Origin of the sequence: Pseudomonas alliivorans (assembly GCF_017826695.1) — a bacterium.
Lineage (GTDB): Bacteria > Pseudomonadota > Gammaproteobacteria > Pseudomonadales > Pseudomonadaceae > Aquipseudomonas > Aquipseudomonas alliivorans.
On the sequence record NZ_JAFFZW010000004.1, the window covers coordinates 298,602 to 312,047 of the forward strand.

Here is a 13,446-nt window from a genome sequence, read left to right on the forward strand (position 1 = left end):
AGTCCCATGCGTATTGTAACGATTGTTGTATTACTGGCTGCGGTCAGCGGTTGCACCCGTTGGGCAATGAACTCCAATCTGGATCATGCCTATCGTGCTTATCAGGAAGGCGATTGCGACCGCGTGATGCTCGACCTATCCAAGGTTGAACGTCAGAGTCGCGAGCGGCGTTATGTCCAGCCTGAGGTCTCGATGTTGCGCGGGCAGTGCCTGGAGCGACAGAAGCTCTACGTCGATGCGGCACAGACTTACCAGTTTCTGATGAATCAGTATCCGGCCAGTGAATACGCGTACCGTGCGAAGGCCCGGCTCGACACCCTGGCACAATTGGGTCACTACCCGCCGGCCCAGCCCGCGAGAGCGATCCCTGCCTCAAAATAATTACACCCGATTGGATGATTGGTGTCGTTTACGGGTGGATGTTGGAAAGATTTGCGCTAGGCTGACTGTCAAGGGAATGAAAGAGCCTGAAGGCTCTGGTCTTAAGGAGTTCCTGCGGCACTGCCATTGTTGAACGCCGCAGGATCAAAGTTCTACGTGACCATGCTCACTGGTCTCTGAAGGCGGCCTGCCATGTTAAAAGAGCGAAAAATCGAACGACACCAATTGCAGGAATATCTTCAGGTTTTCAATAGGCACACCGACCGACCACTCGGTTGTCTGGGTAACGTCTCGGAAGAGGGGCTGATGCTGATCAGCAGTATTCCTCTGCTGGTTGGTGCCAGGTTTGATTTGCGTGTGAAGATGCCCCGTGGTGAGGGGATGAAGACCATTGACGTCAGCGCGACGTGCTTGTGGTGTCATGAAGATGAGACACCCGGCTGCTACGACTCCGGTTTCGAGCTCTTCGAGATATCCACGGATTATCTCGAGTTGGTTCATATCCTGCGGCAGTATTTCTGTTTCTACCCGCCCCTTGAGGCTTCGGCCTGACAGGCCAACAGTCGGAAAAGCGGGTCAGAGCGTTCCCGCTTTCTTCCAGCCAAGATAGCGAGTCACCAATTGTGCGCCCAGTTCTCCTGGGCGTACGTCCACCACATTGATGCCATGCGCGACCATCCGGTCGTGCAGCGTCGTACGCGCGTTCAGAAAGCTGACCGCTCCGCAGTAGCTCAGCGCCTCATCGTGGGTCTGCACCGGAGCGTGACGCAGGCTGTCGAGCACCTCTTCCCGCAGGCTTGCAACCAGCACACGATGCCTGCGCGCCAGCTGATTGACCGCCGCCAGCAGTTCATCGTCGTCTTCATCGCGCAGATTGGTGATCACGACCACCAGAGAGCGCCGCTTCTGTCGGGCCAGCAAATGGCGAGCGGCGGCGCTGTAATCGGCGGGTCGCTGTGTGGTCTGCAGGTCATAGACGGTATTGAGCAACAGATTCAATTGACCGTGGCCTTTGACCGGCGACAGATAGCGATCCTTGTCGCCGGCAAAGGTCATCAGGCCGACGGCGTCGCCCTGACGCAACGCCACGTAACCGAGCAGCAGGCAGGCATTGAGTGCGTGATCGAAATGGGACAGGTCGCCGTCCTGGCTGCGCATGCGTCGTCCGCAGTCGAGCATGAACACGATCTGCTGGTCTCGCTCGTCCTGGTACTCCCGCGCAATCGGTGAGCGCTGGCGGGCCGTGGCTTTCCAGTCGATCTGCCGCAGGCTGTCGCCTTCGCGAAATTCGCGCAGTTGGTTGAATTCCAGCCCCAGGCCACGGCGCTGCGACTGACGCACACCGATCTGGCTGAGCCAGTTGTCCACTGCGAGCAGTTGACCGTCGTAAAGACGGGCAAAGTCCGGGTAAACGCGAGTACTGCCCGGCAGTGCGAGGCGACGTCGGGCGGACCACAGACGCAAGCCGCTGCGCAACGCCAGTTCGCAACGTTCAAAGGTGAAATGGCCTCGCTTGATGGGCCGTATCCGATAGCCAAGCGTAGCCTTTGCGTGTCGAGCCACTTCGATGGACTGCGGCAGGTCCTCGGACTCCATTCCGGGGGGCAGGTGATCGATGACGCGTAGTGTCAGTACAGCACCGCCAGCGTGTTCGATGTCCAGTCTTATCTCGTTCCAGCGGTTCAATGCCAGGCTGCCCGGCAGATGACGGTGCAGGCGTGGGGAGGGCTGGTGTGTCAGGCGAAATCCGTCGAAAACGCTCACGCCCGCAAGCGCCAGCAATGCGCCCCAATAAAGGGTGTCGAGCTGCTTCGGATAATCGATCCCAAGCGCGTGGAGTATGCCGAGCAGCACGGCTGCGCCTGCAAGCACACCCAGCCAGCCCAGCAGCAGGGTCGACGGCCTCAATACCTGTTTCAAAGGCGCGGCGCCGGAACCTGATCGAGGATCTGCCGGAGCACCTGATCCACCGAAAGCCCTTCGATGTCCAGCTCCGGCGACAGCCTCACACGATGACGCAGCACCGCCAGCGCACAGCCTTTTATGTCATCCGGGATGACGAACTCGCCGCCGCGCAACAATGCCCTTGCACGACCGCCACGCACCAGCGCAATGGAGGCCCTTGGACCTGCGCCCAGGCTCAGCCCCGGCCAGGTGCGCGTACTGCGGGCCAGTCGCACGGCGTAATCCAGCACCTGTTCGTCCAGCGGCAGATCGCTGGCAATGCGTTGCAGCGCCTGGACTTCGCGGGCCTGCATGATCACCTTGAGCGGGCGGACGTCGAGCATGTCGGCCCGGGTCGAGCGCGTGACCTGACGCACCATGTCCAGCTCCTCCTGCGCCTGCGGGTAATCCATGCGCAGCTTGAGCATAAAGCGGTCCAGCTCGGCCTCGGGCAGTGGGTAAGTGCCTTCCTGTTCGATAGGGTTTTGGGTGGCCAGCACCATGAACGGCTGGGCAATGGGCAATGCGCGGCCTTCCAGCGTGACCTGCCGCTCCTGCATCGCTTCGAGCAGCGCAGCCTGGGTCTTGGCCGGCGCGCGGTTTATTTCATCGGCCAGCAGCAGATTGGTGAAAATCGGACCTTTGCGCAGCTTGAACTGTTCGGTCGGCAGGTCGTAGACCGCATGGCCGGTCACGTCGCTGGGCATCAGGTCGGGGGTGAACTGAATGCGGGCGAACTCGCAACCCAGGCAACTGGCCAAGGCACGTACCAGCAGCGTCTTGCCCAGTCCTGGAACACCTTCAAGCAGCACATGACCGCCGCCTATCAGCGCCGTCAGCACATCATCGATGACGGCGTCCTGGCCAATCACCGCCTTGCGCAGTTCGGTGCGCAAAACCTGCGCCAGATGACTGGCGCGCTGGCGCTGCTGGGCCTGCGTGCTGGCTGCGGTGCTGGCGGCGGGTTCGGGGCTCGCCGCAACGACGGGTTCGATGCTGCCTGACTGTTCGGGCGCTTGATCGCTCATAAGTTCCGGAGCCTTGCTAACCGTTACATTTGATTTATCGTCCATAATTCAAGTAGTTACCTAATCTAACGATTTTTTGGATGCTGAAGGTCTCAGACCTATAGGCGAAAATGCAGCTCCGAAGGTCAGGCCGACGCAAATGTACTGGAACTCATCGTTTTGTAAGCTTTAGGCCAAGCTTCCTTACTGGAGACTTGGGGCCTTCTAACGCAATCTCCCTGCGGTTTCGATTTCTGGCGCTCGGGCCTTCTTAGTTTCGCAAAATGGCTGGAGTGAACTCAGGCTGATTGATTGAGCCGCATCTCACCCTCGTACAGGACCGCACCTGAGGCTTAGGCGATATCCAATCGTCAGCTCCTGATTCAGAAAGCTAGTACTAAACCGCGAACGGCGCCGGGATATCCGATATGCCCAGCATACTAGGCATAAGGTTTTCGCGAAATCAGCTTCGATTCCAAACAGCCCTAGCGCTAAGTTGAATCGCATCGGTGGAAGCACAACGAGTTGGGTCCGCTAACCAGCAGTCGGCCTTATTGACGTCCGCTTGAGCAACCAGTTAGGAATCATTACGCATGTCATAAACGCCAACGACTCGGAACGCTCGAAGCCCCTCGCGCTCGGCGGGTTCCAACGTAACATGTTGCGGATTAGAGTCCTTAGTTGAGTCCAATAGTCGCCGAACGTATGAGGGCAATTCGACTCCGCGCCTAGGCGTCCGGCCCAAGACGCTCGGGAAATAATGGTCGAAATAGGCATTGGAGCCAGCGAGTGGGCAGCAAAACATGCAATGAAACGGATTTGCGACACTTAGCAACTGGTCGCGGGAAATGCGTTTCCCATGCTTTCCATTTGCGTAATCTTCCATAACATGTGCGTCCGCCATGAAAACAGCGCCGTCTTCAGCGTGCGGTATTAGTCCGTTTCTGCCGCTGCACATCGGAATGGTTGTTACCTCTGGCAGCGTGTAAATGAAGTAAAAGGGTAAGCTGCCTCTGAACTTAGCATAGGAAAGCAATTTGTCCATCTGCGCTTTGCTGCCTTTCGGGTACCTCAAGCGTGTGACATACGAGTCGCTGCGTTTGATGAATTTCTTAGCTTGTACAGAAAGCGAAACCTGAAAGCTCTTGCCCACGAGCCATAGCTCAAGATCGAAGTCGGCCCCGGTTATTGCACTCTCCTCGTCGTGGTTGAAAGGCGTCACTCGCAGATAGTTGAAACGCTTGTCGAGTTCTCTCCACTTCCAGACTAAATAGTCAGTTATGGATTCCTCCTTAGCATCGCCTACATGTTCAATGAACTTTCGGATCTCGACTGAGAGAGCGTAATTTTCTTTGCAGATATTCATATGGAGGTCTCAAAAAATTCTAATGAATAATCTCACCGCATCCAAAAGCGTTGCATCTTGAATGCACGTGGAAATTGATGGCAGCTACCTCTGAGTTTTATGGCCTTCTGCGAAGCCCATAAAAGGAGGACGTCGACCTAGTGCAGGAGGTCAGGGCATGCTCCTTGGGCGCTTCTAGTAAATCTAAAAGTTCTCGTGCCAAAGTTTGTAATCACGACTACTTGCCAAACTTTCGCGTCGAGATAAATGCCCCTCTCGATCAAATTTCGCCAAAAATGTACTGCTTGGGATTGGCACCGAGCCTAAAACTCTCATGCCATTTCCTACCTGACAAATATGCTGATCAAAACCCAAGAATCTATCATGCGATTTCTTTACAAAAAATTCCTCTTTTGCTGAAACAAGTGTCAAACTCCCTATTGCCTTCCAATAAATTGGGACCTTGTAGACCCCCTTATAGAAAGCGTCATAGACTCCATTATGGAAGTCGCTATCCTTCTCGCCACCGTGAGAAATAATCCGAATATTAAATTTCTTATCAATCTTAGATAAAAAACTGAAAAAATTCTTCATGGCCTCATCTGTTGAGTCACGAGACGCTGCCTTTCGTATGTTTTCAAAAAAATAGCGATCTACAATAGTTATCTTCTTTGAGTGCCGTGCTAGCGCCTCAAATCGCGCATCCCACACCTGTTTCGGTGTATCCGACTCTAGTATTTCCGATTCACTTAACCCTAAGGATTTCGTGATATTTATTGACTCGCTGCACACTCCCGCCGCAAGTAATTCAAAGCTGGTTTCGGTACAGAATTGTTTATAACTATCCTCGACGCCCAGCTGCAGGCCCGCAGTTTCTTCAGAAAAAGCAGTTTTGAAAATAGAGCTTAGCTCACAAAGTTTCGAAAAGTCTGTGTAATCAGAAAAATCCCACCACTCACGATCAACCTCATATTTTTTGCCATACTCTATAGCTTCGAGCCATCTTTGACGAAATTTCGGAGGAAATGTGTCAATTAACTTTAATACGTCAGAAATGCCTCCGCGCGGAAGAATGAGTACGCCTGCATCTAGCCAAGAACGAGTGATGAAATCGTGCGCAGCGCTATTAGCATCGTCATTCAATGTCCTAGCACTGAAGAAGTCGTGATCTAGAGAGAATTCTGAGATCATTTTCTGCTCCTGAATTTTTCCGTCAGCCTCTCTTCAAAAAAACCTTCAGGCCATGGATCAATGAAGTCACCTTCACTATCCATTCGGATTTGTGTTACCTCACCGCCAGAAGATGTAGGTTCCACATAAAGAACAGTGACTTGTTCTGGTGTTACCAAACCTTCAGACATCATCCCTTGGAGTCTAAGTATAAGCGACTCGCTGTGAGTCTCTACAATCCATTGATTGCTATCACATGTAGCTACGAAAAAATTTGCCAGATGCGCTTGTAACCTAGGATGCAGGTGGATCTCCGGTTGTTCAACACAGATAATACTATCGTCTCGGACCAATCCCTCCACTAAAATAGGAAGCATTTGGCCGATACCAAAGCCAACATCCGAGGGCCCTACTTTAACTCCGGTTCTTTTGTCTTTGAGTTGAAGACAGATGACTGGCCCGGTTACATCCGTACCAATACTTTCTGATGAAAGCTCATAGGGAACCTCGAATTGAGTGAACCATGAGTTGATGTCATCTTGCATTTCAGGTCGTTCATAAATGAACTTGGCAACATTTTCACCTTGTTTGCCTACTGATTCGTCCTGATCTGCTTTAGGGGCATAGAATCTACTCGGATGGCTTCTAAGAGGGCCGAGATATGTAATGGCGCCAAACTTGTTTTTAAGGTCAGAAGCCAGGCTGCCAAAGGCAAAATTTAATTGAACAAAGTTATCAACTGAGAAATTTGAGTTGGCTCGCCCTTCCATCACTGCCATCGAAGGCGTAGCGTAGTTCAAGTCACTTCTGAAGTTTACAACATCTAAGACTTTTCTTGGGTCAGCTTCTTTTGAGTTTGCATTTGGACGATTAATCAAATACTCATAGGCTGCGGAATAACCATCATCACCAAAAATAAAAGTCCTTGAGGCAGCTAATCTTTTTGCTGGAAGCCGCTTTCTTAAAACTTCAGCTTTATCTGCTGCCGCAGCCTTGTCCTTCGAGTTCATTACATCCGATGGCTTTTCAAGCTTAGCAATCTCTGCCATCTCAATTTCCATAGCACGCAGGAGCGTAGATTTTACTGTGCTTGCAAAAACTACAGATGAGTTTGACTCGTTACTCACCTTCACAGACATTGAATCAAGGTATGAAAACCCCTTGTAGTCAATCTTTCCATCTGTATAGTTGTAAACTAATTTATATTCTTTTCTTCTGTTTTTTCCAAAAACGTCAAAACCATATTCGGCTATTGATTGTTTTTTATTAGGGAGGTACGAAAAACTGAATGAAATTGCGCGCTTTAACTCATGGCCGTGAACCATGGACGAATAATCGCCCAAATCCACAAACTCTCCATTAGAAACTAGTCCGCCTTGCACATTCGGCCGCGTCAGCGATTGCTTCAGCAGCATAATCGAATGAATGATCGAGCTTTTTCCTGAAGAATTAGGTCCGTAAATCAAAGTTATTGGAGCCAGCTTGATTTTCTGGTTGCTTGAAAATGCTTTGAAGTTTGCAATTGATAAGGTTTCTAACATATTCATCCCTGACAGCAAAAACATTACTATGAGATATAGCGCTCAAAACACTGAAGCCAAAAACTCTGTGCGTCCCAAAATTTTTCACCGAACCATCTGCACGGTCTGAGACTTGGCCCTGCCAATTGCGTTCTCACGGAAAAAACTACGCTCCAAAGGTAGCAAATTGCCACACCGTAGTCCATTAGCCTTCTGATTGAACTATTGCTCTTGCCCGAACGCGCCGGTTGTCACCGACGGCTTGCGACCGACAACAGACGCTCGCAAGCAGGGCGAACGTAGCTTTTGGCCACCAAGCGTGACGAGGTTGTGCTATTACGCAGACCGCGAAGGAGTGATCAGATGAGCATCGCGCATATGAGGTCAAGAGACCGTTTCACTAGGTTGAAGCGGCGTGATTGAGTATCCAGACCGGCGTAGCTGAAGTATGCCAGTCGGTGGTTCGTGTGGGGGGAGGCATATGCCGACATGATCGGTGAAGCCTACGCCGTAGGAATAGGGTTCGGCGTTCATCAATAGGGATCGGTGGAAAAAGCTGTTTCAATTGAATATTGTCCTGCGTCGATATCGAGCAAGGTGCTGGAACCGCATGAGTAGTCCAACCCCAAATATCAGTGAACTTGTAGAGTCGTTGAAGGTGCAGGCTGGGTTGCTGATCCAGGCGTCAGAGATGGAAGCTGGAGAACCTCCTGATGCCCGCGACGAATTTACTCGTCAGCAATTGAGACGTGCATCGGAGCTGGTGAGAGGCGCAGTTGCTCTAGGCTCTGTACGAAAAGTACTGTCTCAAACACCGCATGGCACAAGCCAGTGAGACCATTGCCGCATAACTTTTTGCGAGTTTGTCGAAGCGCGTAACGATGCGACGGTTCTCCTTCAACCAGCCGAACATGCGCTCGATGATATTGCGCTGCCGGTACTTGGGGCGATCAAAAAGTCTCGGTAATCCCGGTTTAGGTTTGCGCTTCATCGTGCGTAGCGGGATTACCGGCTGCATCCGGTAACGGTCGCAGTAGCGACGCAACGCTTCGGCGTCATAGCCCTTATCAGCCAGCAACCAGCGACGGCGCTTGCGGGGACGACCGCGCAAACTCGGGATGTAAGCGTTATCCAGCAGCGGTTGCGCATAGCTGATGTCGCTGGCTTGCCCACCTGACAGTAGAAAGTTTAGCGGTACGCCATTGGCGTCGCACAGCATATGGATCTTCGTTGTCAGGCCGCCCCGGCTTCGACCGAGGGCGTGGTCTTGCGGTTCTTCAGGCCCCCTTTTTTCCCAGCACCAGAAGAGGCCCGGGTTGCGCGTACCGCCGTGGAGTCAATCATCCAGGTCTCCAGATCAATTAACCCTTGCTCGTTCAGCTTGATGTGGAGCCGCTTGAGCATCTGGTCGAACGTCCCGCGATTGCGCCAGTCACGAAAGCGTTGATAAACCGTTGACCATGGGCCGAAGCGTTCGGGCATGTCGCGCCAGGCAGCACCCGAGCAGAGCACCCAGAGCACACCGTTAAGCATCAGCCGATCATCTGCCCGTGGGCGTCCGTTACGGCGGGGTTCACTGAAGATGTCTGCAACCAAATCCCAAGCTGCGTCGGGGAGTTCGTACCGTTTGGCCATCGTGGGCTCCTGCCGTTGATGGACGCGGACTTTACTGACTCCCGACGCTTGCTGGGTTCAAATGAGTTTCAGATGATTTCGTACAGAGTCTAAGGCAATGCCTCGCTGAAGCCGAAAGGAGTACGACAAAGGTTTCTGACTCACCCACCCGCACCTATTGCGCTGAACACCTCCATTGATACATCCAAAGGTACGCAACTGCGCTGAGCGGGGACATGCAGCGCGAAGAGATTGCGCAGGAGATCAAATCGGTGCTTGAAGCGAAGATGGGCGATGCAGCTCAACTGGCGCTGGGCAGCTTATCTGCCTGATGCTTGAGGTTCCGCGCCATGAAATGACAGTGTCGCCAGTTGTGGCGCGGAAGTTGGAGCTGGCTTATCGCTGTTTGAATGTGAGCTGCATATTACTAAAGCTTTGATGACCGTTTGTTAGCGTTTCGATAGGTGTAGACCTGTCGCAACGCAATCCATTTGGTCATCCAGGCATGGAAGTGACGCATCAGGCCTGTATGACGTGCCAGTCAACTGATTCAATCGCAGACATGACCTCTTCCGAAAACGAATCCGCATCGCTCAGCGGCCTCTTGAGCAGCCTCCATGGCTGCACGCTGATCTGCTGCACTCTGTGCACTGCCAGATTCTGCTGAGGCCGCGGTCGAGCCCGAATCCGAGTCCGCGAATGCGTTGCCAGCCAATGCTGCCAGCGGAAAAACGGCAATGCAGATAGCGCGATTGAGCAGTTTGATTTTTTTCATCTTGGGCACCTTATCGGTTGTGTACGGCGCTTAACTGTTCGCCGTACAGAAGGGTTGAGGGCGTCCATGGCGGTTTTGCGTTCCTTACGGCATGTGTGGGCCTTGCAAGGCATTCGGTTCCGAAAAAACTGAAGCCACAGCGTCGCTCAGCGTGCGGCATTGCGGATAACCCCACCCTCACCTACTGCGCTGAACGCCTCGGCAGGCGCATGCATGGAATTCGATATGAGCCAGCTCCACCAGATACGGGTAGGCGACTGCATCGACATGATGCGCACGCTGCCAGATGAACGCAGCACACCTGCCCCCCCGGCATTCAGCCTCGTCCCGAACGAGCGAAGCTGAGGCGCTTGTTCTAACCAAAACTACATGCGGAACTGGGCGACAAGTCGATTCAGTTCAACAGCTAACTTGGTCAATTCCGCTGTCGCGATGGCCGTTTGAGTAGACCCTTCAGAAGACTGATTCGACAGGTCTCGAATGCTCACCAAGCTGCGATCCACCTCTCTGGCAACTTGGGCCTGCTCTTCCGACGCCGTTGCAATCAGCACATTTCTCTCTGTGATGTTGTCGATAGACTCGGTGATTTCGACTAGGGCAGATCCAGCACCATGAGCGGTATCAAGCGTTTTTTGCGCTTGGGCATTCGTGTGGCTCATTGCGGAGACAGCAGCTCCGGTGCCCTTCTGGATCGAGCTGATCATTTGCTCAATCTCGCTAGTGGACTGTTGGGTGCGATGGGCCAAAGCCCGAACCTCATCCGCGACCACTGCAAATCCACGACCAGCCTCACCTGCTCGAGCGGCTTCGATTGCAGCGTTTAATGCGAGAAGGTTGGTCTGCTCAGCGATAGCACGAATGACATCAAGCACCTTGCTGATGTCTGTAGCCATCACGGCGAGCCCTTGAACCTCCTGGGTTGCGTCTTCGACGCTCCCAACCATCAGACTAATCGCCTCGACTGTTTGATCTACTCGTGCACGACCAGAAACTGCTGCAGAATTTGAACGGGTCGCAGCCTCGGATGCTGCCGAAGCATTCCTGGCGACTTCCTCTACTGCGGCGCTCATTTCAGTAACCGCCGTCGCTGCCATTTCGACTTCGTTGTTCTGGCGCAGCATGCCTTTGCTTGCATCCTCGGTGACCGCATGCATTTCCTCAGCCGTCGAAGCGAGCTGATTTGAGGAATCGGAGATTGACGAAAGTGTCGTACGCAATCCGCTTTGCATAAGCTTCAAGGCCATCATCAGTCGGGCCACCTCATCGTGTCCTTGAGGCTCTATGATTTCGGTCAAATCGTTTTTGGCAATACGCTCGGCAATGAGCAAAGACTGGCTAACAGGATATGTGATGCTACGGGTGTACATCAGCGCAAGCATTATAGCTGCGATCGTGCTCGCCGCTATAAACCCTCCAACAATCAGCTTTGTGTCCTCATAAAGAGCCGTCGCTTCCTCACCGGCCTTTCTTGCCTTGGCGTTGTTCAACTCCACGAGATTCTTTATAACGTTTTCTACCGCATCAGCGGCCTGCTTCATGGCCCCGCTAGACAGCTTTACAGCTTCGTCAATGTTTGCTGTCGCAATCAGGTTCAAGTATTGATCTTGATGGATGAGATATTCCGGATAGACTTTCGACAGTTCGCCGAAAAGCTGTTTGCCCTTCGGTGTCACTATCAGGGGTTGCAATTTCGAAATTAGATCCTGCACTGCGACTTTGGATTTTTTAACGTCTTCCAACGCCGCGACTTTACGATCGGCGGGCTCAATAGGATTGCGCAATCTGGAATTGCTGCCCCTAATACTCACAAACTCACGATCTATTAGCCCTAAGAACGATATGCTTGGTACCACGTTCGTTTCAACGAACTTTTCTGAGTCGTTCAAACTTGAAGCCTGCTTGAGGGCGATAAGCCCCAATGCAAGAATCATGACGCAGAACAACCCGAAGCAAACGGCGGATCGAGGGGCAAGATTAAGTTTGCGAAGCATCATATCGAGAACTCCAAGTCATGTTCCTATGTATCGTCAAGCTCTCTGTTTTCCACGACCGCCGTTCGTCGGGTGCAGGCAGTTTTCCCCGTAAACACTGGGTTTAAACAATCAGAACTGTTGTAACCGTTTGTTTCCCGCAATTAAAAAAGCCCTAAATACGACGTTTAGGCCCAGATGCTGCGGTGACTTGCGAATTGAGCCAATGTGGATTGGCCCGAGGGGCAGCAGATCGAATACCTCCCTAAACCTACTTCAACAACTTCACTGGGCATGTGTCGCGAAGAATTAAACAAGACGGTCCGGCCGTTTGTTCATGAATTTCCAATAGGCGAGCGAGGTGTCGGGGTCGACCGGCAGCAGCTCGACGACTGGGCCATCGCCTACGTTTCAGCGATGGCAATTGAAAAGAAAGTCACATCGGCGCAACAATCTTCTCGCAGCGAGATGCTCCGTAATGGAGTAATACGATGGCGCGAAAAACTCTTACCGGCCTATCCAAAAGGAGCGGCCTCTGGCACATCGACAAAAAGGTCGACGGAGAACGAATTTATGAAAGCACTGGCACAGGTGACCGCGCGGAGGCGGGACGCTACTTAATTCACCGACTCGAAAAGCACCGGCAGGAAAAAGTTTACAGTGTCAGGCAGTCAAGGCTTTGGGAAGAGGCGCCGGTAAGATACTCGATTGAGTTCAAGGATCAGCCGTCCATCGAGCTGACAGCTCACCAATTGAAGAGACTTCACCCATACTTTGGCAACGTGCCCATCACCCACATCGACGATGAGGCGCTGGCACCTTACATCAAGGACTAGTTGAAGAGCAGTCGCACCAATGATGGAAAGCTTCGGCCGGGTCAGTCAAACCGTACAATCAACATCACGATAGAGAGTCATCCGGGTCTTGACCCTGTGCGCTCGAAAGTAGCGCGATGATGAACGACGGTCCTGGCTGGATTCGGTACCGATGTTGACGGAGCTGGAAGGGAAAAAAGCGCGCGCAGGCCATATTCTATGTCATGGGAAGAGCAATCGATTCTGATCAAGCAACTGTCGGAACACTTCAAGGTGATGACGCTATTCAAAGTGAATACCGGTTGCCGCGAGCAGGAGGTTTGTCGATTGCGATGGGACTGGGAGATTTTTGTTCCAGAGATTGGCGCGAGCGTCTTTCTGATACCAGAAGACTTCGGCGGAAGGCATGACCGGGCCGGGGTAAAGAATGGTGATGACCGGCTAGTGGTGCTGAATGACGTGGCCAAATCCATCATTGAGGGGCAGCGCGGACTTGGCAAGACCTACGTCTTTCCATACGGAGGAGTAGGAAAATCCAGAAAGGAAGCCTGCATGCTGAGAATGAACAACTCAGCCTGGCGCAAGGCTCGAATAAGGGCAGTTGAGGTGTGGCAGCAAAAATACCTGAGACCCGCCCATGCCCGTTACCTATCGGTGAGGATTCACGACCTGAAACACACATACGGGCGCAGGCTAAAAGCTGCAGGGGTGACCCAGGAGGATAGAAAGTCTCTGTTGGGCCACAAGAACGGGAGTATTACCAGCCATTACTCGGGTGCCGAGATAAGGCAGTTGGTGGAGGCTGCAAACAAGGTTTCAGCTACGGATTCACGCGGTCCTGTGCTGACCATATTGCAAAGGAGAAAGGCATGACAAAAACACAAGTCACGCAAAAGTCACGCACG

Annotated in this window: 11 protein-coding genes and 2 pseudogenes; 3 read left to right on the forward strand and 10 right to left on the reverse strand. The window is 52.7% G+C overall.

All coding sequences use genetic code 11. The features are described from left to right. Positions 1-6: 6 nt before the first annotated feature. Positions 7-381, forward strand: a complete 375-nt coding sequence (locus tag JTJ32_RS13910) for a tetratricopeptide repeat protein (protein WP_099226237.1) — start codon at positions 7-9, stop codon at positions 379-381. A 192-nt stretch (positions 382-573) separates the two neighbouring features. After that, entirely contained in the window at positions 574-933 is a 360-nt protein-coding gene (locus JTJ32_RS13915; protein ID WP_184321066.1) for a PilZ domain-containing protein, read from the forward strand. Positions 934-957: 24 nt separating this feature from the next. Here the strand turns inward: JTJ32_RS13915 and JTJ32_RS13920 are convergent, their stop codons facing one another. From JTJ32_RS13920 to JTJ32_RS26770, 10 genes and pseudogenes are all read right to left on the reverse strand, one after another. After that, positions 958-2,301 (reverse strand): DUF58 domain-containing protein, encoded by a 1,344-nt coding sequence (locus JTJ32_RS13920; RefSeq protein WP_210042384.1) that lies wholly within the window; start codon positions 2,299-2,301, stop codon positions 958-960. After that, entirely contained in the window at positions 2,298-3,353 is a 1,056-nt protein-coding gene (locus JTJ32_RS13925; protein ID WP_210042385.1) for an AAA family ATPase, read from the reverse strand. Before JTJ32_RS13925 ends, JTJ32_RS13920 begins: the two co-directional genes overlap by 4 nt. 556 nt (positions 3,354-3,909) lie before the next feature. Then, positions 3,910-4,698: a DUF6615 family protein gene (locus JTJ32_RS13930; RefSeq protein ID WP_210042386.1), complete on the reverse strand. Its 789-nt coding sequence runs from the start codon at positions 4,696-4,698 to the stop codon at positions 3,910-3,912. A gap of 183 nt (positions 4,699-4,881) precedes the next feature. Beyond that, entirely contained in the window at positions 4,882-5,868 is a 987-nt protein-coding gene (locus JTJ32_RS13935; protein ID WP_210042387.1) for a hypothetical protein, read from the reverse strand. Beyond that, positions 5,865-7,388, reverse strand: a complete 1,524-nt coding sequence (locus JTJ32_RS13940) for an AAA family ATPase (RefSeq protein WP_210042388.1) — start codon at positions 7,386-7,388, stop codon at positions 5,865-5,867. Before JTJ32_RS13940 ends, JTJ32_RS13935 begins: the two co-directional genes overlap by 4 nt. A gap of 760 nt (positions 7,389-8,148) precedes the next feature. Continuing rightward, positions 8,149-9,002 (reverse strand): IS5 family transposase gene (locus JTJ32_RS13945; protein WP_210042389.1). Its coding sequence is split into 2 segments (ribosomal slippage): positions 8,149-8,658 and positions 8,661-9,002, totalling 852 coding nucleotides; the frame shifts between segments, so codons are not numbered across the junction. Between the two features lie 529 nt (positions 9,003-9,531). Then, the gene (locus JTJ32_RS13950; protein WP_210042390.1) at positions 9,532-9,756 is read right to left on the reverse strand and encodes a hypothetical protein; all 225 of its coding nucleotides are present in this window, start codon (positions 9,754-9,756) and stop codon (positions 9,532-9,534) included. Between the two features lie 146 nt (positions 9,757-9,902). Beyond that, positions 9,903-10,055 carry a hypothetical protein gene (locus JTJ32_RS13955; protein ID WP_180274289.1) on the reverse strand — a complete coding sequence of 51 codons (153 nt, stop codon included), beginning with the start codon at positions 10,053-10,055 and terminating at the stop codon, positions 9,903-9,905. Between the two features lie 66 nt (positions 10,056-10,121). After that, positions 10,122-11,135: a methyl-accepting chemotaxis protein gene (locus JTJ32_RS26765; protein ID WP_371682144.1), complete on the reverse strand. Its 1,014-nt coding sequence runs from the start codon at positions 11,133-11,135 to the stop codon at positions 10,122-10,124. 69 nt (positions 11,136-11,204) lie between these two features. Next, positions 11,205-11,750 (reverse strand): annotated as a pseudogene (locus tag JTJ32_RS26770) (MCP four helix bundle domain-containing protein); the annotation flags it as partial. A gap of 467 nt (positions 11,751-12,217) precedes the next feature. Here JTJ32_RS26770 and JTJ32_RS13965 point away from each other — a divergent pair. Beyond that, a pseudogene (locus JTJ32_RS13965) lies at positions 12,218-13,414 on the forward strand (tyrosine-type recombinase/integrase). Positions 13,415-13,446: the final 32 nt, after the last annotated feature.